This is a genomic window from Microbacterium sp. R1 (genome assembly GCF_015159725.1).
Taxonomy (GTDB): Bacteria; Actinomycetota; Actinomycetes; order Actinomycetales; family Microbacteriaceae; genus Microbacterium; species Microbacterium oxydans.
Genome location: NZ_JADDUD010000001.1, coordinates 1,314,818 through 1,333,228, shown reverse-complemented (window position 1 = coordinate 1,333,228; position 18,411 = coordinate 1,314,818). Strand labels below are relative to the sequence as shown.

The following is an 18,411-nucleotide window of genomic DNA, read 5'->3' as shown; positions in this document are numbered from 1 at the left end:
ACAGGCAATCTGAACAAAGTGACAACTTTCGCCGATCTCGGCATCGATCAGGACATCGTCGACGCACTCGCCGCCAAGGGCATCGTGGACGCGTTCCCCATCCAGGAGCAGACCATCCCCCTCGGCCTTCCCGGCCAGGACATCATCGGTCAGGCCAAGACGGGAACCGGCAAGACCTTCGGTTTCGGCATCCCGGTCGTCCAGCGTCTCGGCAAGGACCCGGAGCACGGCGTCAAGGCGCTCATCGTGGTGCCGACCCGTGAGCTCGCGGTGCAGGTGTACGAGGACATCGACCTGCTCACCAGCAACCGCTCCACCAGCGTCGTCGCCATCTACGGCGGAAAGGCCTATGAGGGCCAGATCGACCAGCTGAAGGCGGGAGCGCAGATCGTGGTCGGCACCCCCGGCCGACTGATCGACCTCGCCGGCCAGCGCCTGCTCGACCTCTCGAACGCGACCGAGGTCGTGCTCGATGAGGCCGACAAGATGCTCGACCTCGGCTTCCTCGCCGACATCGAGAAGATCTTCCAGAAGGTGCCGGCCGTCCGCCACACGCAGCTGTTCTCCGCGACCATGCCCGGTCCGATCGTCGCCCTCGCGCGTCGCTTCATGTCGAACCCGATCCACATCCGCGCCAACGACCCCGATGAGGGCCTCACGCAGGCCAACATCAAGCACCTCGTGTACCGCGCTCACTCCATGGACAAGGACGAGGTCATCGCCCGCATCCTGCAGGCGGAGGGGCGCGGCAAGACCGTGATCTTCACCCGCACCAAGCGTGCGGCGCAGCGGCTCGTCGACGAGCTGAGCGACCGCGGTTTCAACGTCGGCGGCGTGCACGGAGACATGGGCCAGGACCAGCGTGAGCGTTCGATGGCCGCCTTCAAGGCGGGGAAGAAGGACGTGCTCGTCGCGACCGATGTCGCTGCTCGAGGCATCGACGTCGACGACGTCACCCATGTGATCAACCACACCATTCCGGACGAGGACAAGACGTACCTGCACCGCGCCGGCCGTACCGGCCGCGCGGGCAAGACCGGGATCGCGGTCACCTTCGTCGACTGGGAAGACCTGCACAAGTGGGCGCTCATCAACCGGGCCCTCGAGTTCGGTCAGCCCGAGCCCATCGAGACCTACTCGTCGAGCCCGCACCTGTACGAGGACCTCGACATCCCCCAGGGCACGAAGGGCCGCCTGGTGTCGGCACCCAAGACGGAGTCCGTCAAGACCGAGCGCAGCCGTCGCCCCGAGCGGGCGACCGATGCCGCGGCGGAGGGCACCGACGAGAGCGGTACCCGTCGTCGCCGGCGTCGCCGCAACAGCTCGACGCCCGTGGGCTCGACGTTCGCCGAGGGCGCCGCGTCGTCGTCCAGCGGCGAGGGAGAGACCGCGCCATCGTCCGATCGCGGAGCCGAGGGCGCAGGGACCCACGATGGCGCTGGTAAGGAGCACCACGACGGCAAGCCGGCCCCCGCACGCCGTCGCCGCCGTCGCCGCGGGGGCTCCGGAGCAGGGGCCGCTCCCGTCGCGGGAGCCTGAGTCGTCACACCGAGAGGGCGCATGGGTCGGGAAGTCCCCCGAACCATGCGCCCTCTCGCATGCACGGGCGACGACGTCAGGCGCGACCCTCGCCGCCCCCTTGCACTCTCCTGGCGGTTCCGCTCCCCGTCGTACGCAACAGCGCTCCGGGAACCTGCGGCGGATACACCCAGGCCACCAGGACGACCGAGATGATCATCAGCAGGAACCACGAGCTCAGCTTGCTCAGCGAGACCGGTTGCCACCCTCCGGCCTGATCCGGATAGGCCCACGCGCCCGCCCAGGTGCCGATGTTCTCGGCGAGATAGATGAACACCGCCACACCCGCGAAGACGGCCAGCAGGGGAAGGCGGATCGTACGCCGCCAGACGCGCGCGTGCATCACGGTCGGCAGCCACAGCAGCACCACTCCGACGAGCAGCACCCACCGCGCATCCCACCACCAGTGGTGCGTGAAGAAGTTGACGTAGATCGCCCCGGCGAGGATCGCCGTCATCCAGCGTCGCGGATACCGCGTGAACCCGAGATCGAACAGCCGGTAGACGCGGACCATGTACGACCCGACCGCCGCGTACATGAAGCCGCTGAACAGCGGGACCCCGCCTATTCGGAGGATCCCGTCCGCGGCATACGCCCACGAACCCACATCGGTCTTGAACAGCTCCATCACGGTGCCGATGATGTGGAACAGGACGATGACCCACAGCTCACGGCCGCTCTCCAAGCGGAAGACGAGCATCGCGATCTGGATCAGCACCGCAGCGATCGTCAGCGCGTCGTTGCGGGCCAGCGCCGCGTCGTCGGGATACCACAGGCGCGCGGCGACGATGAGGACCAGGAGCGCTCCACCGAAGATGCACGCCCACGCCTGCTTGACCACGAACACCGAGAACTCGATGAGGCCGGCGCGGACACCGTTCGACGGGGCGTCACGGAGGAGCCGGTGAGCCCACGCGTCGACGCGCCGCTCCAGGGAAGTCGCTCGCTGCATGCCTCGGACGGTATCGGTCCGGTTCGACAGCCCGCAGGGAAGTCGCCGACAGAACGCCGAGGGTCAGGGAAAACGCGGGGCGATGCCGGTGCCTCGTGCTATGAGCCTGGACACCATCTCCTCGGAGGTCGTGTTCTCGCCAGGGCGGTTCGGTTTGCCGGTGCCGTGATAGTCGCTCGATCCGGTGACGATGAGGTCGTGCTTCGCGGCGATCTCACGCAGCACCCGCTTGCCCGACTCCGTGTTCTCCCGATGCTCGACCTCGAATCCGCCGAGCCCCGCGGCGATGAGTCGCTCGATGAACGGCACGGGCATCATGCGGTCGCGACCCGCCGTCACGGGGTGGGCGATGATCGCCACTCCCCCCGCGTCCGTGATCAGACGCACCGCCGTCAGCGGATCGGGCGCGTAGTGCGGCTCGTAGTAGCCCTCGCGAGGGTGCAGGATGCCGTCGAAGGCCTCCGTCCGGTCCCGCACGATGCCGCGCGCGATGAGGGCGTCGGCGATGTGCGGGCGGCCCACGGTGGCATCCCGCGTTGTCTGCGCGACCACGTCGTCCCACTGCAGGTCGTAGTCCCGCCCGATGTTGCGCACGATGCGCTCGGCCCGGCCGATCCGATCGCCGCGGATGCGATCGGTCTCCGCACGCAGCGCCTCGTCCTCCGGGTCGAAGAGGTACCCGAGCACGTGGACGCTCCGCCACTCGTGCTTCGCGGAGAGCTCCATCCCCGGGATGAACGTCATACCGAGCTCGACAGCCGCATCTCCGGCCTCGCTCCACCCCGTGGTGCGGTCGTGATCGGTCAGCGCCAGAGTACGCACCCCGTGCGCATGCGCCTGGGCCACCACCTGGGCCGGCGACTCCGTGCCATCGGAATGGTTGGAGTGCAGGTGCAGGTCGGCGGGACCGGCGAACCCGGGGGACGAAGTGGCCATCCTCCGAGCGTACCGAGCATCCGCGGCCCCAGGCCCGCTCAGGCGCGCCCCATCCCGCTCAGGCTCGGCACGGATGTCGAGGCAGGGACTTCCCAGGCGGCGCTCCTAGGCTGGAGGGGATGTTTCGTCTCCTGGGGATCCTCTTCACCGTGCTTCTCGCGATCGCGACGGCGATCGTGGTGTGGCCGCAGTTCTTCCGTCTCGAACAGACGTACCCGTTCGCGCAGCTGGTATCGGCGCGCGGTCTCGTACTCGGCGGATTCCTCGTCGTCGCGGCCCTGGCGCTCCTCCTCCTGTTCGCCCGCCCACTGAGGGGGTTCGCCGCATCGATCCTCATCGTGGCGCTGCTCGGCGCGGGTGCGACCGCGGCCATCGGAGCCGTGCGCGGCTTCGGATCATCCGCGCTCCCGGAGAAGACCGACGGCAGTGTGCGCGTGCTCACCTGGAACACCGCGGGCGAGGCCGTCTCCGCGGAGGTGATCGCGCAGCGGATCCTCGATCAGGGAGCCGACATCGTCGCGCTCCCTGAGACGACCGAGGCCGTCGGCGAGCGCATCGCCATCATGCTGCGCGAGCAGGGACATCCGATGTGGGTGCATCACGTGCAGTTCCGGCCGGATGTGCAGGACGGCCCGCAGTCCTGGCACACCACCGTGCTCGTCGCTCCGGACCTCGGCGAGTATTCCGTGATCGAATCGGCCAAGGACGGCACGAGCAACACCGGCTCCGTTCCCAGCGTCGTGCTCATGCCGACCGATGGGACCGGCCCCACGATCGTCGCGGTGCACGCGGTGGCCCCGCGTATGGAGGAGATGCAGCAGTGGCGGAGCGATCTGCAGTGGATCGCCGATCAGTGCCCGCAGGGTGACTTCATCCTCGCCGGCGACTTCAACGCCACCGTCGATCACATGGCTCCGCTCGGAGTTGAGGGCGGAGACATCGGATACTGCCGCGATGTGGCCGCCCGCACCGGGAACGGACTCACGGGCACGTGGCCGAGCTCGCTGCCCGCCCTCGCCGGTGCACCCATCGATCATGTGATGGCGTCGCAGAACTGGTCGCCGAGCGGTTCCGTCGTGCTCGACGATGCCGGCGGAAGCGACCACCGCGCCCTCGTCGTGCAGCTCGAGCCCGCCGGCTGAGTCCCACGCCGGCCCACCAGGTGACAGACTGGAGGGATGAGCACAGGAGAGCGCGACACGATCGCAGAGCCCACCGTCGAAGCGTCTGCCGAGAACGGCACGACGAACCGCAAGCAGCCGTTCCCGCAGGGCTTCCTCGACACCATCTCCACCGGCTGGGCCGAGCGTCCGGAGACGCTCCCTGCCCCGCGTGCGCAGGCCTCATACGCAGCCATCCGCCGCGCCGCCGTCTCCGCCGCGTTCCCCGGCAAGCGTCTGGTGATCCCGGCAGGCTCGCTCAAGCAGCGCAGCAACGACACCGACTACGTCTTCCGGGCGCATTCCGCCTTCGCGCACCTGACGGGGTGGGCTTCCGACGCCGAGCCCGACTCCGTCCTCGTCTTCGCGCCGACCGAGAACGGTCACGACATCACGCTCTTCTTCCGCGAGCGTGCCGACCGCACCACCACGGAGTTCTACGCCGACGCGACGGTCGGCGAGTTCTGGATCGGACCGCGACCCTCCCTCGCCGGCGTCGCCGCCGACCTCCAGATCACGACGGCGCACCTCGACGAGCTCGAGGCGGTCGAGGGCGAGCTCGTGCTCGACGAGGACGAGGCGCTCACCCGTTTCGTCTCCGAGCTGCGTCTCATCAAGGACGAGTTCGAGATCGCAGAGATGCGCCGCGCGGTCGAGATCACGGCGAACGGCTTCGACGACATCATCCGTGAGCTCCCCGCTGCGACGGCGCACGCCCGCGGCGAACGCGTCGTGGAGGGTGTCTTCCACCGCCGCGCACGCGAGGACGGGAACGGCGAGGGGTACGACACGATCGCCGCATCGGGGCCGCACGCCTGCTACCTCCACTGGACCCGCAACGACGGGACCGTGGTTCCCGGTGATCTGATCCTGGTGGACGCCGGCGTCGAGGCGGACAGCCTGTATACCGCCGACATCACCCGCACCCTGCCGGTCTCCGGCACGTTCACCGAGGTGCAGCGCCGCGTCTACGAGACGGTCCGCGAAGCAGCGGATGCCGCGTTCGCCGCTGCCAAGGTCGGGGTGCGCTTCCGCGATGTGCACGGTGCCGCGATGAAGGTCATCGCCGAGCGCACGGCCGAGTGGGGTCTGCTCCCCGTCACAGCGGAAGAGGCTCTGGACGACGACAAGGGCGGTCAGCACCGGCGCTACATGGTGCACGGCACCTCGCACCACCTCGGAATCGACGTGCACGATTGCGCGCAGGCCCGCCGCGAGATGTACTACGACGGCATCCTCGCACCGGGCATGGTGTTCACGATCGAGCCGGGGCTGTACTTCCAGATCGACGATCTCACCGTGCCCGCCGAGCTCCGCGGCATCGGCGTGCGCATCGAGGACGACATCGTGATGACCGAGGACGGTCCGGTGAACCTCTCGGCCGGCATCCCGCGCACGGCCGACGAGGTCGAGGCGTGGATCGCACGCCTGCAGAGCTGACCTCGGCGGATGCATGAAGGGGAACTCGCGCTCGACGCGGCGGCGGCGGCACGCCTGATCGCCCGGCGGTTCCCCGAACTGCGCGGAGAGCCGGTGCGACCCGTGCCTCTCACGGGGACCGTGAACAGGATCATCCGCGTGGGCGGGGAACACGTCGCCCGGTTCCCGCTACTCGGGGCCACGGAGACCGAGCTCGCGGGCGAGGCCGCCGCTCTCGACGAGTTCGCCGCCGCCAGTCCCTACCCCGCGCCGCGACCGTACGGGATCGCCGCGCCGTCGCCGGAGTTCCCCTCGGCCTGGGCGATGCAGACCTGGGTCGAGGGCGAGACGGCGGACCCTGCGCGCTCCGCCGCCGCCCCGGCGTTGGCGCGCGACCTGGCCTCGCTGATCCTGGCACTGCGCGCCGTCGACCTCCGCGGACGCACCTTCGACGGCAACGGTCGCGGCGGTCGCCTCGGCGATCACGACGAGTGGGTCGCGCACTGCCTCGCCAGGAGCGCGCACCTGTTCGATGCGCCACGCGCCGAGAGGCTCTGGGCCGTGCTGCGGGAGCTCCCGTCTCCCATCGCGGAGGTGATGAGCCACAGAGACCTCACCCCGTTCAATCTCCTGGTCGCCGAGCGTGCGGATGAGACGCGACTGGCCGGCGTGCTCGACGGCGGAAGCTTCGGACCCGCCGATCCTGCCCTCGACCTCGTCGCGGCCTGGCATCTCTTCGACGCGCCGACACGGCGCATCCTCCGTGACGACGTCGGCGCGGACGACGTCGAATGGCACCGGGGCGCGGCATGGGCGCTCCAGCAGGCGCTCGGGCTCGGCTGGTACTACGAGGCCTCGAACCCGATCATGAGCGCACTGGGCATCTCGACGGTGCGACGTCTGCTGGCCGATGCAGGTCTCTCCGCGCTCATCGACTGACCGCTCTCAGCCGGACCGGCGAGCGCGGACGAACTCCGCGACGATCGGCGCGAGTGACGCTCCGATCTGCTCCGCCGGGCGCTTCCGCCCCTTGACCTCGAAGGTGTGCCCGCCGCCATCGACCCAGACGACGCGCGCATCCCGACAGCTCGCGACCGCTTCCTCGAACTGCGAGAGGGGCTGGATGAACGGATCGTTGGTCCCCTCGACGAAGAGCTGCGGCACCGTGATGTCCGGCAGATGCTCGATGCGTGGCTTCTCGGGCCGCCCCGGCGGATGAAGCGGGTAGCCGAGGTAGGCGAGCCCGTCGACACGCAGCCCTTCTGCGACTGCCATCGACGCCATCCGCCCGCCGTACGACTTCCCCGTCGCCCAGACGGTCGCCGCGGGGTCGGCCGAGCGGGCGAAGGCCACGACGGCGTTCCAGGTGGCGATCGCATGCGGGGCGGGACCGGGCATGCGTCGTCCCTGCTCGACGTAGGGGAAGTTGAACCGCAGAGTCGAGAAGCCGCTCTCGCTCAGCGCATCGACGTAGCCCGTCAAGAACGGATGGTCCTTGCCCGTCCCGGCGCCGTGCGCGACGATCACCGTCGCGCCGTTGTCGCCGGGGGCCCAGTCGGCGGACACCGCCGCGGGTCCGGTCGGCAGCTCGACCTGGATCTCGACCATCAGGCGGCGGAAACCGGCACCGACGTCATGCCCGCTCGCCCTGGACTCCGTCGGAGTCCGGGCGGGGATCGGGAGCGGGATCGGGAGTGTGCTCCGGCTCCACCGGCTCCGCCACCGGATCTGCCGGGCGCGGCGGGATGACGGGTTCCTCGGGCGCAGGGGCGGGCTCGGGCGCCGGCGTGGCTTCCGGCACCGTCGCCCCAGGAGTGATCCGCTCGCCGTAGCGGGGCGGTTCATCGAGGTTGACGGGGGGACGCACCGGTGCGACCTTGTTGGCCCCGAGCACCTGACGGGCCTTGCCCAGCGAGGAGGAGAGCACCGTGACCTCGTAGTGATCGGCGGCGAACTGCGTGACACTGGCGAAGTCTCGGCGACGACGCACGATCGCATAGGTGATGAGGCTCAGGAGCATTCCGACCGCGACGCCGATGAGCACGAAGCCCAGGAAGAGCTGGATCGGCACCTCGGGGTTGCCCAGCACGAGGATCGCGGCGAGGAAGAGACCGATCAGCACGCCGTTGATCGCGCCGGAGCGCGCTGCGGCGGCATAGCCGAGCTTGCCGGTCACGCGCTCGACCGTGCGCACGCTCTGTCCGACGATGGCGATGTCGCGCGCGGGCACCTCCCCTGCGATCAGCTTCGAGACCGTCTTCTGCGCGCTCTCGTAGTCGCGCATCGACGCGACGATCTCGCCGGTGTCTGTGCCGCTCGCGGGCCGGTTCAGCATGCTCATCCGGCTATTCTTCCACGCGCACCGATGGACGGCCCGAGGCGCGGCCATCCCGCCGGAGACCTGAGCCGCCGACTACTCTGGAGAGGTGAGCACACAACGGGTATTCGCCGCGCGCCTCGCCGGGTGCGCCGTCTTCGATCCCGTCGGCGACCGGCTCGGCAAGGTCCGGGATGTCGTCGTCGTGTATCGAAGTACCGCGGCACCCCGCGTCATCGGCCTGGTCGTGGAGATCCCGGGGCGACGACACGTGTTCCTCTCGATCGGACGCGTCACCTCGATCCGCTCCGGCCAGGTGATCACCACGGGCCTGATCAACGTGCGCCGCTTCTCCCCCCGCGCCGGTGAGGTCCGCGTGCTGGCGGAGATGCTCGGGCGACGGGTGAGCTTCGTCGACGGCAGCGGCACCGCCGTGATCGAGGACATCGCGATCGAGCCCAACCGGCTCGGCGAGTGGGCGATCAGCCAGCTGTTCCTCCGCCGACCCAAGACCAGCGCTTCTCCCTTCGCGAAGGGCCCGACGACCTTCGCCGCCTGGAGCGAGGTGACGGAGCAGCGCGCTCCCGGCGAGTCGCAGTCGGCGGAGCAGCTCGTCGCCTCGTACTCCGAGCTGCATGCGGCCGACCTCGCCAACACCCTCCTCGATCTCCCGCAGCAGCGCATGATCGAGGTCGCGGAGGAGCTCTCCGACGACCGCCTCGCGGATGCCCTCGAGGAGATGCCCGAAGACGAGCAGGTGCACATCCTCGATCGCCTGGGAGACGAGCGCGCGGCCGACATCCTCGACCAGATGGAGCCGGACGACGCGGCCGACCTCCTCGCGCAGCTGGCACCGGACCGTCTGGAGCAGCTCCTCGAGCTCATGGAGCCGGAGGAGGCCGAAGACGTCAGGATGCTGCTGCGCTACGGCCCGGACACGGCCGGCGGTCTGATGACCCCGGAACCGATCATCCTGTCCGCCGATGCCACCGTGGCCGAAGCGCTCGCGCTGATCCGCCGCCACGAGCTGCATCCGGCCCTGGCCGCCGCGGTGTTCGTGACGCTCCCCCCGTTCGAGACGCCGACGGGGCGCCTGCTGGGGCTCGTGCACTTCCAGCGGATGCTGCGCTACCCGCCGCATGAACGGCTCGGCGCGATCCTCGACGACAGTCTCGAACCCGTGCCCGTCACCGCCTCCGCCGCCGAGGTGGCACGCCTCCTGGCCAGCTACGACCTGGTGTCGCTCCCGGTGATCGACGCGGCGCACCGCCTGGTCGGAGCGATCAGCATCGACGACGTGCTCGACTACCTGCTGCCCGACGACTGGCGCTCGCACGACAATGACGACGCCGCCGCTCCGGCGAAGGAGGTGCGCTGATGCCCCGCTCCCCCCGCCTCGACGCGCCAGGGCGCACGACCACACGCCCCAGGGCGACCTCACGCGACCGCTTCGGCCGTTTCACGGAGTGGGTCGCGCGGGCGATGGGGACGCCGGCGTTCCTCCTGATCCTCACCCTGTTCTGCGTGCTGTGGATCGTGTGGAACACCCTGATGCCGGACGAGTTGCGCTTCGACGACGCCGCGCTCGGGTTCACGGCTCTGACGCTCATGCTCTCGCTGCAGGCCTCCTATGCGGCACCCCTCATCCTGCTCGCGCAGAACCGTCAGGACGACCGCGACAGGGTGCAGATCGAACAGGACCGCCAGCGTGCAGAGCGCAACCTCGCCGACACCGAGTACCTCGCCCGCGAGATCGTGGCGTTACGGATGTCGCTCGAGGAGCGCAATTCGCAGGTCGTGACGCGCGACGTGCTCCGTCAGGAGCTCAAGGCTCTTCTCGCCGAGCTCGAAGAGTCTCCTGAGAAGACCCGATCCGGCTCCGCATCGTGACGGCGGTGGAGCGCGTCCGATCCGCCGTCGCCGCTGTGACGGATCCCGAGCTGCGTCGTCCCATCGGCGATCTCGACATGGTCCGCGACATCTCGGTGGAGGGTGATCGCGCACACGTCGGCATCGTCCTGACGATCGTGGGCTGCCCCGCCGCTGCCAGGATCGAGACGGATGTGCGCGAGGCTGCAGCGTCCGTTCCCGGTGTCGCCGAGGTCGAGGTCGAGGTCGGCGTGATGACTCCGACCGAGCGGAAGGCGCTCACGGAGAAGCTCCGCGCGGGCAGGCCGGCACGGCACATGCCGTTCGGCCCCGACTCCCTCACCCGCGTGATCCTCGTCTCCAGCGGCAAGGGCGGCGTGGGCAAGTCGACGGTCACGGCCAACCTCGCGGTCGCCCTCGCCGCGCAGGGTCTCTCCGTCGGGCTCGTCGACGCCGATGTGCACGGCTTCTCGATCCCTGGCCTGCTCGGCATCCCGGCAGGCACGCAGCCGACGCGCATCGACGACCTCATGCTCCCCCCTGTCGCACACGGCGTGAAGACGATCTCCATCGGGATGTTCCTCCGCGACGGCGAATCCGTCGTCGCGTGGCGCGGTCCGATGCTGCACCGCACGGTGTCGCAGTTCCTCACCGACGTGTTCTTCGGCGACCTCGATGTGCTGCTGATCGACATGCCACCGGGAACGGGCGACATCGCCATCTCGATCGGCCAGCTCCTCCCCCATGCGGAGGTGCTCGTGGTCACGACGCCGCAGACCGCCGCCGCCGACGTCGCCATCCGCAGCGGACTCGTCGCCCGGCAGACGGGCCAGCGCGTCATCGGCGTCATCGAGAACATGGCGGCGTACACCCTCCCCGACGGCACTGTCGTCGACCTGTTCGGCTCCGGAGGCGGCGCGGCCGTCGCCGAAGCACTCTCCGAACCGGAAGCCGCGGTCCCGCTGCTGGCATCCATCCCGCTGAGCCCCGCCCTGCGCGAAGGCGGAGACACCGGACGGCCGATCGTCTCCGACGACACGGACGATGCCGCAGCCGTGACCATCCGCGGCCTCGCGAGCGCGCTCGCGCACCGGGGCAGGGGTCTCTCCGGCCGATCCCTGCCCATGTCGATCCGCTAGGGATTGGGAGGATGCTCGGATGCCTGCACGTTCCCTGACCGTCGACGAGAGCCTGCTGCGACGGATGGCACGCGACGCCGCGATCTACTCGCTGACCCGTCCTGCGGCCATCGTCATGTGGGTCGCACTCGCGGCGGCGCTCGTCTTCAGCGTCGTCAACCTCACCGCGCCGGTGGCTCCGGGGGAAGAGGGACCTTACGGGGCAGGCTGGATGCCCGTGCTCATCGTCGCGCTCGCAGGTTTCGCCGTGTTCATGTCGGTGTCGGGGGCGCGCACCGCCGTGCGGATCGCGATGCCCGTCGGGACACGCGTGTGGGTGTCACTGGAAGACGAGGGTCTGCAGATGGGAAGCGGGCGACGTCGCTCCGACATCGCGTACCGCACGTTCCAGAGGATGCACGTGGGAAGGGACGCGGTGCTGTTGAAGCTGCGCGACACCTCGGCCGCGACCGCGATACCCCGCGAGCTGCTGACGGACGACGACATCGCCGCTCTCCGCTCCCGGATCTCCTAGCCCTCTCCCGCGGACCCCTGACGTCGCGACCTGGTCAGGTCGCCTCGGGATCGAACGGCGGGCGGTTGGTCGCGCTGAACTCCTGCGGGACCGCGCGCGTGGGGGCGATGGAGCCTGCGACCGGCTCCACGATCGTCGCTGTGGCCTGCATCGGGGTCGCCGGCTGCGGCTCTTCCATGAGGGCATCGCGGATGATCCGACGCGGGTCGTACTGGCGGGGATCGAGCTTGCGCCAGTCGACGTCGTCGATCTCGGGGCCCATCTCCTCGCGCACCCTCGACTTGGTCGCACGAAGGTACTCGCCGGCCTTGCGGACCATGCGGGAGAAGCTCTCCGCTGCGCGCGGGAGACGCTCGGGGCCGATGATCAGAACCGCGATGAGGCCGATCAGCAACAGCTTCTCGAAGGTGAGCCCGAACGTCATCTCTACAGGCTACCGCCGCGCCTGCGGTCCCCGCACTCGCGGACCGAATACGCTGGAGAAGATCACAGGCAGGCAGGGAGATACAGGCCATGAGCGAGCATGACGCGAACGCGCGTTTTCTGCGCGAGTCCATCGTGGAACCCGACGCCATCGCTCGCGCCCGTGCGCACGCGCTCGAGCTCGGGGCCATGCCCGTCAGCGCGTCCGTCGGCTCTCAGATCGCTGTGCTCGCCGCCGCGACCGGCGCCAGGTCGATCGTCGAGATCGGCACGGGTGCCGGTGTCTCCGGACTCTGGCTGCTCCGCGGCGCGCCCCAGGCCGTGCTCACCTCGATCGACAACGAACCGGAGCACCTCGCCGCCGCGCGGCAGGCCTTCTCCGACGCGAAGATCCCCTCCACGAGAGCACGTTTTATCACGGGGCGTGCGATCGACGTGCTCCCGCGCATGAACGAGAACTCCTACGACATCGTGCTGGTCGACGCCGACCCCGAGCACGTCATCGAGTACGTCGAGCACGGTCTGCGTCTCGCACGCACCGGTGGCCTCGTGCTCGTGCCGCGTGTCCTGGCGGGCGGCCGCGTCGCCGACCCGGTGCAGCGCGACGAGGTCACGGCCGCCTACCGATCCCTCGTGCAGGAGACGCAGGAGTCTTCGGCCGTGCTCGCGACGCTCTCCCCCGCGGGCGAAGGCCTGCTGCAGCTGATCAGCCTCGCAGAGCGCGGCTGATCGCACGGATTCCCGATGGAGGCGGCGCCGACCACGCAGGTGCCGACCCAGGAAGAAGGGCGGTGGTTCCGAGGAACCACCGCCCTTTCGGATCCGCTGACGCGGATCCCTGGTCGATCAGGCCGGTGCCACGACGGCGCCAAGCACGTCGTGAAGCTCCTTGGCCTCGGCGTCGTTCACGGAGACGACCAGGCGGCCGCCGCCTTCGAGTGGAACGCGCACGATGATGAGTCGTCCTTCCTTCACGGCTTCCATAGGCCCGTCTCCGGTCCTCGGCTTCATCGCTGCCATCGTGGCTCCCTTTCCTCCGGTGGTATGGGATGAGTTTATCGGGTGTCACCGGGACCTGGAGGTCACGGAGCAACAATTGGGTCGAGCTCCACGGTCACGGGACCTGCCAGAACGTGTTCCCGAGCCCATACACGTGATATATCCAGACCCATTGACCGACCAGACATGCCGCCAGGACGCCGAGACGCCAGAGCCGAGACCGCGGCACGGCGACCGCGCCCCACAACGGACTGAGCGGGAGCAGCAGGCGGAAGGTGCTCGACTGGGGGAAGAAGACGGCGAGCAGGTAGAGCAGATAGCTCGCGCTCCAGAGGCGAAGATCGACGCCGAGCGCCCGTACCTGCGGTGAGAGCAGGAGCACTGCGGCGGCACCTGCCACGATGAGCACCAGGGCGATGGGCCCCCACCACTGCGGCAAGCCCCAGAGACCGAACCAGAACTGCGACGCCTGGATCCACCCCTCGAAAGGGATGAACCCTTCGACGCCGCCGGTGATCCAGTGCTGACGCCAGGCGAGCTCGGTCGCGAGATACGCCCCCGCGTCCCCTGTCGCGATGCCGGCGATCACCTGCCAGGCGAATCCGCAGACGGTCGCGAGCGTCCCGAGCGCGAGGATGTGTGCGATTTCCCTCCCCGCCAACGGATCGTCGCGGCGACGGACCCAGCGCACCACCCCGTGTAATCCGAGATAGAGCGCGAAGGCGAGGACGCCGGGGCGGGTGAAGGCCATCGCCGGGATGAGCAGATACAGCCAGGCGTACTTCCGCCGCGCCGTCATGTCGAGGGCGAGGAAGAGCAGCAGGAGGAACAGCGTCTCGGCGTATCCCACCTGGAACATCGCCGCGATCGGGCCGACCGCGAAGAACACCACTGCCCACAGCGCAGCGGAATCACCGATGCGCTCGCGCAGCAGCCGGTGCAGCACGAGGCACGCCAGGTATCCGGCCCCGAGAGAGAGGAGGAGGGCGCCTGCTCCCCAGGAACCGAGCACGAGACCGATCCCCTTGGCCGCATATGCGAACACCGGCATGAAGGCCCAGGCATTCTCGGCGACGTCGCCCGCATCCGTGAGCGGCAGCTCTGTCGGGTACCCGTTCTCGGCGACGAGCCAGTACCACTGCGCGTCCCAGCCGAGCACGAAATCGATCAGGCCCGCCCCGGCGCCGAAGCGCGAGGAGGAGGTCGACAGCGATGCGGCGATGATGAGGAGCACCGTCGTCACGACCCGCGCCCCGAGGTAGATCAGCGCGACGCGCAGCGCGATCGGCGCCTTCGCCCAACGGCGCGCTGCGCTCAGTGCGAGGTGAGCCATGCGCGCAGGCCCCGCTCCACGGCGTCGATCTGCGCGAGCGGCACGCGCTCCTCATCGTGGTGGGCCAGGTGTGGGTCGCCGGGACCGTAGTTGACGGCGGGGATCCCCAGAGCGGAGAAGCGGGCGACATCCGTCCAGCCGTACTTCGGCCGCGGCTCCGCGCCGACGGCGGCGACGAACTGCTTCGCGATCTCCGCGTCGAGGCCGGGACGCGCACCCTCGGCGGCGTCGGTGATCTCGACGTCGAACCCCGCGAGGACTCCGCGCAGATGTGTCTCGGCCTCCGCGGCGGACTTGCTCGGCGCGAAGCGGTAGTTGACCTCGACCTCGCAGGCATCGGGGATGACGTTCCCCGCGACGCCACCGGCGATGCGCACGGCGCTCAGACTCTCGCGGTACAGCAGCCCCTCGACCGGCACCTCCCTGGCCCGGTACTCGGCGAGCCGGGTGAGGATCGGCGCGGCACGATGGATCGCGTTCTCCCCGATCCATGCCCTCGCGCTGTGCGCCCGGACGCCCGACGTGCGCACGATCGCCCGCATCGTGCCGTTGCATCCGCCCTCGACCTCGCCGTTGGAGGGCTCACCGAGGATCGCGAAGTCGGCCTCGAACAGGTCGGGGCGGACGGCGGCGAGCAGCCCGAGGCCGTTCTTCGACGCCTCGACCTCCTCGTTGTCGTACCACATCCAGGTGATGTCGATCGCGGGTTCGACCAGCTCCGCAGCGAGCTTCAGCTGCACCGCGGTCCCTGCCTTCATGTCGACGGTCCCACGACCCCAGAGGTACGGCACACCGTCGATCTCGATGTCGCGGGTGGGGAGGTTGGCATTGATGGGCACCGTGTCGATGTGCCCGGCGATCGCGACGCGCTGCGCGCGACCGAGATCCGTGCGCGCGATGACGGTGTTGCCGTGGCGGAAGACCTGCAGGTGCCCCAGCGGCGTGACGGCCGCCTCGATGGCGTCGGCGAGCGTCTTCTCGTCTCCGGAGACGCTGGGGATATCGCAGATCGCACGGGTGAGGTCGACGGAGGACGCGGTCAGATCGAGCACCATGGGTCAAGACTACTTACCCGTCATGCGTGCAGTCACCGCGCTGCGGGCGCGATAGCGTGGAGGGATGAGCGACGCGCGCACGGTATGGGGTATCGGACTGACCACGATCGCCGGAGACGGCACCGTCCTGGATGCGTGGTACCCCGAGGTGCGGACCGGAACCGCGGAGGCGGATGAGGCCGCCGTCACCGCGCTCGCGGATCTCACCGGAGCCGACCAGCGACGCAACGTCACGGTGGAAGTCGTGCAGCTGCAGATCGACCTCGACGCCGCACCGGCTTCGACCGCGGACGCCTATCTTCGTCTGCACGCGCTCTCCCACCTGGTGGTGCGCCCCAACGATGTGAACCTCGACGGCGTCTTCGCTCATCTCCCGAACGTCGCCTGGACCAACGCGGGACCCGTCCTGCCCTCGGACGCCGCCCGCCTGCGTCCGCTCCTCCAGCGGTCGGGCATCCAGGTCCAGGGTCTGGACAAGTTCCCCCGTCTCACGGACTACGTGCAGCCGACCGGTGTCCGCATCGCGGATGCTTCCCGCGTGCGCCTCGGCGCATACCTCTCCCCCGGCACCACTGTCATGCACGAGGGTTTCGTCAACTTCAACGCCGGAACGCTCGGCGCGTCGATGGTGGAGGGCCGCATCTCCCAGGGGGTCGTCGTCGGCGACGGCAGCGACATCGGCGGGGGCGCCTCCATCATGGGCACGCTCTCGGGCGGAGGGACGCACCGCGTCGCGATCGGCGCGCGCACGCTGCTGGGCGCCAACGCCGGCATCGGCATCTCCCTCGGTGACGACTGCGTCGTCGAAGCAGGCCTCTATGTGACGGCCGGCACGAAGATCGTCCTGGTCGACGGCCCCGTGACCGCCGATGGCGGGCGGAGGACGGTGAAGGGCGGAGAGCTCTCCGGTCAGGACGGACTGCTGTTCCGCCGCAACTCGCTCAGCGGTGCCGTCGAGGCCGTCCGCCGCGCCGGCGTCGGGGTGACGCTGAACGAGGCCCTGCACGCCTGAGACCCCGGGCGGCGGGTGTCAGTGCGCGCAGGTGGCCTCGGCGACCCGCGCAGGAGCCGACATGCAGCCGAGCTCATGCATGCACTGGTAGACTGACTCCGTTGCGTGTACCGCCGGTACCCAACATCGTCGTCGTCACGGGGTCTCCGAGGACCGAAGCGAGCGGAACCGCTCCCACCACCAGCACGAGCTGGCCTTTCGAACGGCGAACCGATGCGCGATTCCGCGCCGTCGCCCACCTCACCCCCTATCTCGCGCCGTTCATTCGTGCGCTGACGGAGTTTCTGCATGTCTACTTTCCTTGAACTCGGCGTTCCCGCCGAGCTCGCCGCCGTTCTCGCCGACTCGGGTAAGACCGAGGCGTTCGCCATCCAGCGCGACACGCTGCCCGACTCTCTCGCCGGACGCGACCTCCTGGGTCGCGGACGCACCGGCAGCGGCAAAACCATCGCCTTCGCGCTCCCCCTCGTCGCCCGCCTCGCCGCCTCCGGCGGTCAGCGCCGCGCCGGCCTGCCGCGTGGTCTCGTCCTCGCCCCCACCCGTGAGCTCGCGACTCAGATCGCCGCGACGATCACTCCTCTCGCCGAGGCCGCCGGCCTTCGCGTCACGACCGTCTTCGGCGGCGTCAGCCAGCGCCCGCAGGAGCAGGCACTGCGCGGCGGTGTCGACATCGTCGTGGCCTGCCCCGGCCGCCTGGAAGACCTCATGAAGCAGCAGGTCCTCCGTCTCAGCGCGATCGAGGTCACCGTGCTCGACGAAGCCGACCACATGGCCGACCTCGGCTTCCTCCCCGGCGTCACCCGCATCCTCACGGCCACGCCTGCCGGCGGACAGCGCCTGCTGTTCAGCGCGACGCTGGACCGCGGTATCGACACCCTGGCGCGCCGCTTCCTCTCGAACGCGGTCAGCCACGAGGTCGATGAGGAGAGCGTTCCCGTCGGCGAGATGACGCACCGCGTGCTGGTCGTCGACTCCACCGACAACAAGACCGTTCTCGTGCGCGAGCTCGCCTCCGGCACCGGTCGGCGCATCCTCTTCACGCGCACCAAGCACCAGGCGAAGAAGCTGGCGAAGCAGCTCACCGCCGCGGGGATCCCCGCCGTCGACCTGCACGGCAACCTCTCGCAGAACGCGCGCGAGCGCAACCTCGGTGCGTTCTCGACCGCCCCTGAGGACGGCGGCGTGCGGGTGCTCGTCGCGACCGACGTCGCCGCGCGCGGCGTCCACGTCGACAACGTCGACCTCGTCGTCCACGTCGACCCGCCGGTCGAGCACAAGGCATACCTGCACCGTTCCGGCCGCACAGCCCGCGCCGGTGCTGCCGGAACCGTCGTCACGGTCGTGCTCCCTGAGCAGCGCCGCGACGTCAAGGATCTTCTGCGCAAGGCCGCCATCACGGCGCCGCTCGAGGACGTCACCGCCGCTGCGGTCGCCGAGCTCGTCCCCGAGCGCGCGCCGCACGTGCGCCCGGCACCGGTGCAGGCACCGCAGCAGCAGCAGCGTCAGTCCTCGAAGCAGCGTCCGGCCGGCGGCGAGAGGAACAGCGCGGCCAACCCGCCGTCGCGTCGCCGTCGTCGCCCCCGTCCCGGCGCAGGCCAGGGTGGCGGGTACTCCACGCAGAGCGGTCAGTCCCGCCAGGGCGGTCGCGGCTCGCAGGGTCGCTGACCCCGCTGCACGGCGAAGAAGAAAGCGCCCCTTCCGCTAC

At 69.6% G+C, this 18,411-nt stretch carries 19 protein-coding genes; 11 read left to right on the top strand and 8 right to left on the bottom strand.

The features are described 5' to 3' along the window. The first annotated feature begins 18 nt into the window (after positions 1-18). Positions 19-1,539, top strand: a complete 1,521-nt coding sequence (locus tag ILP86_RS06690; RefSeq protein ID WP_058631852.1) for a DEAD/DEAH box helicase — start codon at positions 19-21, stop codon at positions 1,537-1,539. Between the two features lie 76 nt (positions 1,540-1,615). Here the strand turns inward: ILP86_RS06690 and ILP86_RS06685 are convergent, their stop codons facing one another. Next, positions 1,616-2,530 (bottom strand): DUF817 domain-containing protein, encoded by a 915-nt coding sequence (locus ILP86_RS06685; RefSeq protein ID WP_193761654.1) that lies wholly within the window; start codon positions 2,528-2,530, stop codon positions 1,616-1,618. A 63-nt stretch (positions 2,531-2,593) separates the two neighbouring features. Further along, entirely contained in the window at positions 2,594-3,466 is an 873-nt protein-coding gene (locus ILP86_RS06680) for a PHP domain-containing protein (RefSeq protein ID WP_113680308.1), read from the bottom strand. Between the two features lie 119 nt (positions 3,467-3,585). On the opposite strand from ILP86_RS06680, the gene ILP86_RS06675 reads away from it, so the two are divergent. From ILP86_RS06675 to ILP86_RS06665, 3 genes are read left to right on the top strand one after another with little or no spacing between them, the layout of a single operon-like run. Next, positions 3,586-4,608, top strand: a complete 1,023-nt coding sequence (locus ILP86_RS06675; protein WP_046749554.1) for an endonuclease/exonuclease/phosphatase family protein — start codon at positions 3,586-3,588, stop codon at positions 4,606-4,608. Between the two features lie 36 nt (positions 4,609-4,644). Further along, a complete protein-coding gene (locus tag ILP86_RS06670; RefSeq protein WP_193761653.1) occupies positions 4,645-6,066 on the top strand; it encodes an aminopeptidase P family protein in 1,422 nt (473 codons plus the stop codon). A 9-nt stretch (positions 6,067-6,075) separates the two neighbouring features. Continuing rightward, positions 6,076-6,984 (top strand): phosphotransferase, encoded by a 909-nt coding sequence (locus ILP86_RS06665; protein WP_061018130.1) that lies wholly within the window; start codon positions 6,076-6,078, stop codon positions 6,982-6,984. A gap of 6 nt (positions 6,985-6,990) precedes the next feature. Here ILP86_RS06665 and ILP86_RS06660 read toward each other — a convergent pair whose 3' ends face one another. Both ILP86_RS06660 and ILP86_RS06655 read right to left on the bottom strand, forming a co-directional pair. Beyond that, positions 6,991-7,653 carry an alpha/beta family hydrolase gene (locus ILP86_RS06660; protein ID WP_058631851.1) on the bottom strand — a complete coding sequence of 221 codons (663 nt, stop codon included), beginning with the start codon at positions 7,651-7,653 and terminating at the stop codon, positions 6,991-6,993. 25 nt (positions 7,654-7,678) lie between these two features. Beyond that, positions 7,679-8,386 (bottom strand): general stress protein, encoded by a 708-nt coding sequence (locus ILP86_RS06655; protein WP_193761652.1) that lies wholly within the window; start codon positions 8,384-8,386, stop codon positions 7,679-7,681. Between the two features lie 85 nt (positions 8,387-8,471). On the opposite strand from ILP86_RS06655, the gene ILP86_RS06650 reads away from it, so the two are divergent. From ILP86_RS06650 to ILP86_RS06635, 4 genes are read left to right on the top strand one after another with little or no spacing between them, the layout of a single operon-like run. Continuing rightward, the gene (locus ILP86_RS06650) at positions 8,472-9,740 is read left to right on the top strand and encodes a magnesium transporter MgtE N-terminal domain-containing protein (RefSeq protein ID WP_046749559.1); all 1,269 of its coding nucleotides are present in this window, start codon (positions 8,472-8,474) and stop codon (positions 9,738-9,740) included. Then, on the top strand, positions 9,740-10,252 hold the full coding sequence (locus ILP86_RS06645; RefSeq protein ID WP_045263089.1) for a DUF1003 domain-containing protein: 513 nt from the start codon (positions 9,740-9,742) through the stop codon (positions 10,250-10,252). The genes ILP86_RS06650 and ILP86_RS06645 overlap by 1 nt, the downstream gene beginning before the upstream one ends. After that, positions 10,249-11,370: an Mrp/NBP35 family ATP-binding protein gene (locus ILP86_RS06640; protein ID WP_193761651.1), complete on the top strand. Its 1,122-nt coding sequence runs from the start codon at positions 10,249-10,251 to the stop codon at positions 11,368-11,370. The genes ILP86_RS06645 and ILP86_RS06640 overlap by 4 nt, the downstream gene beginning before the upstream one ends. Positions 11,371-11,389: 19 nt before the next feature. Continuing rightward, complete coding sequence (locus tag ILP86_RS06635) at positions 11,390-11,884, top strand: YcxB family protein (protein ID WP_046749561.1); 495 nt, start codon at positions 11,390-11,392, stop codon at positions 11,882-11,884. Between the two features lie 34 nt (positions 11,885-11,918). Here the strand turns inward: ILP86_RS06635 and ILP86_RS06630 are convergent, their stop codons facing one another. Then, entirely contained in the window at positions 11,919-12,308 is a 390-nt protein-coding gene (locus ILP86_RS06630; RefSeq protein WP_193761650.1) for a twin-arginine translocase TatA/TatE family subunit, read from the bottom strand. Between the two features lie 89 nt (positions 12,309-12,397). Between ILP86_RS06630 and ILP86_RS06625 the strand changes: the two genes are divergently transcribed. Continuing rightward, positions 12,398-13,036, top strand: coding sequence for an O-methyltransferase (locus tag ILP86_RS06625; RefSeq protein WP_046749563.1), 639 nt, complete (start codon positions 12,398-12,400; stop codon positions 13,034-13,036). Positions 13,037-13,153: 117 nt separating this feature from the next. Here ILP86_RS06625 and ILP86_RS06620 read toward each other — a convergent pair whose 3' ends face one another. From ILP86_RS06620 to dapE, 3 genes are all read right to left on the bottom strand, one after another. Then, on the bottom strand, positions 13,154-13,327 hold the full coding sequence (locus ILP86_RS06620; RefSeq protein ID WP_071328210.1) for a DUF3117 domain-containing protein: 174 nt from the start codon (positions 13,325-13,327) through the stop codon (positions 13,154-13,156). 94 nt (positions 13,328-13,421) lie between these two features. Further along, a complete protein-coding gene (locus tag ILP86_RS06615; protein WP_193761649.1) occupies positions 13,422-14,639 on the bottom strand; it encodes a hypothetical protein in 1,218 nt (405 codons plus the stop codon). Next, positions 14,621-15,694 (bottom strand): succinyl-diaminopimelate desuccinylase, encoded by a 1,074-nt coding sequence (gene dapE, locus ILP86_RS06610; protein ID WP_046749565.1) that lies wholly within the window; start codon positions 15,692-15,694, stop codon positions 14,621-14,623. The genes ILP86_RS06615 and dapE overlap by 19 nt, the downstream gene beginning before the upstream one ends. Positions 15,695-15,758: 64 nt before the next feature. Between dapE and dapD the strand changes: the two genes are divergently transcribed. Then, complete coding sequence (gene dapD, locus ILP86_RS06605) at positions 15,759-16,706, top strand: 2,3,4,5-tetrahydropyridine-2,6-dicarboxylate N-succinyltransferase (RefSeq protein WP_058633172.1); 948 nt, start codon at positions 15,759-15,761, stop codon at positions 16,704-16,706. A gap of 288 nt (positions 16,707-16,994) precedes the next feature. Beyond that, entirely contained in the window at positions 16,995-18,371 is a 1,377-nt protein-coding gene (locus ILP86_RS06600) for a DEAD/DEAH box helicase (protein WP_179515914.1), read from the top strand. Positions 18,372-18,411 lie beyond the last annotated feature (40 nt).

What these genes read in the sequence shown, in the direction of transcription:
- ILP86_RS06685 (WP_193761654.1), bottom strand. Translation starts at nt 2,530, where the DNA reads ATGCAGCGAGCGACTTCCCTGGAGCGGCGCGTCGACGCGTGGGCTCAC.
- ILP86_RS06680 (WP_113680308.1), bottom strand. Translation starts at nt 3,466, where the DNA reads ATGGCCACTTCGTCCCCCGGGTTCGCCGGTCCCGCCGACCTGCACCTG.
- ILP86_RS06675 (WP_046749554.1), top strand. Translation starts at nt 3,586, where the DNA reads ATGTTTCGTCTCCTGGGGATCCTCTTCACCGTGCTTCTCGCGATCGCG.
- ILP86_RS06670 (WP_193761653.1), top strand. Translation starts at nt 4,645, where the DNA reads ATGAGCACAGGAGAGCGCGACACGATCGCAGAGCCCACCGTCGAAGCG.
- ILP86_RS06665 (WP_061018130.1), top strand. Translation starts at nt 6,076, where the DNA reads ATGCATGAAGGGGAACTCGCGCTCGACGCGGCGGCGGCGGCACGCCTG.
- ILP86_RS06660 (WP_058631851.1), bottom strand. Translation starts at nt 7,653, where the DNA reads ATGGTCGAGATCCAGGTCGAGCTGCCGACCGGACCCGCGGCGGTGTCC.
- ILP86_RS06655 (WP_193761652.1), bottom strand. Translation starts at nt 8,386, where the DNA reads ATGAGCATGCTGAACCGGCCCGCGAGCGGCACAGACACCGGCGAGATC.
- ILP86_RS06645 (WP_045263089.1), top strand. Translation starts at nt 9,740, where the DNA reads ATGCCCCGCTCCCCCCGCCTCGACGCGCCAGGGCGCACGACCACACGC.
- ILP86_RS06635 (WP_046749561.1), top strand. Translation starts at nt 11,390, where the DNA reads ATGCCTGCACGTTCCCTGACCGTCGACGAGAGCCTGCTGCGACGGATG.
- ILP86_RS06630 (WP_193761650.1), bottom strand. Translation starts at nt 12,308, where the DNA reads ATGACGTTCGGGCTCACCTTCGAGAAGCTGTTGCTGATCGGCCTCATC.
- ILP86_RS06625 (WP_046749563.1), top strand. Translation starts at nt 12,398, where the DNA reads ATGAGCGAGCATGACGCGAACGCGCGTTTTCTGCGCGAGTCCATCGTG.
- ILP86_RS06620 (WP_071328210.1), bottom strand. Translation starts at nt 13,327, where the DNA reads ATGGCAGCGATGAAGCCGAGGACCGGAGACGGGCCTATGGAAGCCGTG.
- ILP86_RS06615 (WP_193761649.1), bottom strand. Translation starts at nt 14,639, where the DNA reads ATGGCTCACCTCGCACTGAGCGCAGCGCGCCGTTGGGCGAAGGCGCCG.
- dapE (WP_046749565.1), bottom strand. Translation starts at nt 15,694, where the DNA reads ATGGTGCTCGATCTGACCGCGTCCTCCGTCGACCTCACCCGTGCGATC.
- dapD (WP_058633172.1), top strand. Translation starts at nt 15,759, where the DNA reads ATGAGCGACGCGCGCACGGTATGGGGTATCGGACTGACCACGATCGCC.
- ILP86_RS06600 (WP_179515914.1), top strand. Translation starts at nt 16,995, where the DNA reads ATGTCTACTTTCCTTGAACTCGGCGTTCCCGCCGAGCTCGCCGCCGTT.